Origin of the sequence: Pseudoduganella buxea (genome assembly GCF_009720835.1) — a bacterium.
Lineage (GTDB): Bacteria > Pseudomonadota > Gammaproteobacteria > Burkholderiales > Burkholderiaceae_D > Rugamonas > Rugamonas buxea.
In genome coordinates this window covers 1-802 of sequence record NZ_WNKZ01000228.1, presented here as the reverse complement: position 1 = coordinate 802, position 802 = coordinate 1, and the positions used below count along the sequence as shown (strand labels likewise).

2 tRNA genes and 1 rRNA gene are annotated in these 802 nt (G+C 48.4%); all 3 read left to right on the top strand.

Features of this window, described 5'->3' with window-relative positions:
- Positions 1-219 (top strand): 16S ribosomal RNA (locus GM672_RS27750); the annotation flags it as partial.
- A gap of 97 nt (positions 220-316) precedes the next feature.
- A tRNA-Ile gene (locus tag GM672_RS27745) sits at positions 317-393 on the top strand.
- A 101-nt stretch (positions 394-494) separates the two neighbouring features.
- Positions 495-570: transfer RNA gene (locus tag GM672_RS27740), tRNA-Ala, on the top strand.
- The last annotated feature ends 232 nt before the right edge of the window (positions 571-802 follow it).

Genomic DNA, 802 nt, shown 5'->3' with positions numbered 1-802 from the left:
ACTGCATGAAGTTGGAATCGCTAGTAATCGCGGATCAGCATGTCGCGGTGAATACGTTCCCGGGTCTTGTACACACCGCCCGTCACACCATGGGAGCGGGTTTTACCAGAAGTAGGTAGCTTAACCGCAAGGAGGGCGCTTACCACGGTAGGATTCGTGACTGGGGTGAAGTCGTAACAAGGTAGCCGTATCGGAAGGTGCGGCTGGATCACCTCCTTTCTAGAGTCGGCACTGATCGCAAGATCGTGCATCAAACGCTCACACTTATCGACTGTCGAATGAAGAAGAAACAGTAGCACCGCGAGGTACATCAAGCGGGTCTGTAGCTCAGCTGGTTAGAGCACCGTGTTGATAACGCGGGGGTCGTTGGTTCGAGCCCAACCAGACCCACCATGACGTTATCAAGCATTTTGCTGTAAAAATGATCTGGCTCTGCCAGGCATTTTTACCTCGATCCACAAAAAAGTAGGTTTGCACTTTTTTGTGAGTATGTAGGGGGATTAGCTCAGCTGGGAGAGCACCTGCTTTGCAAGCAGGGGGTCGTCGGTTCGATCCCGTCATCCTCCACCAAAAGCTTAAACGTAAGCGTGACGAGTTCACCTTTATGTTTAGTCTTTTAGAGACTACTGCTGTTTCGTTCTTTAACAATCTGGAAGAAGTAAAGTTTTATTGAATACATGAGACATCATGTGTTCAGGGTAGTAATAAAGCTCATCAAACACTGTAGTAAATGCTTGATACCGATAGCCGTCAAGGTTATAGGGACAAGTGAATAAGTGCACATGGTGGATGCCTTGGCGAT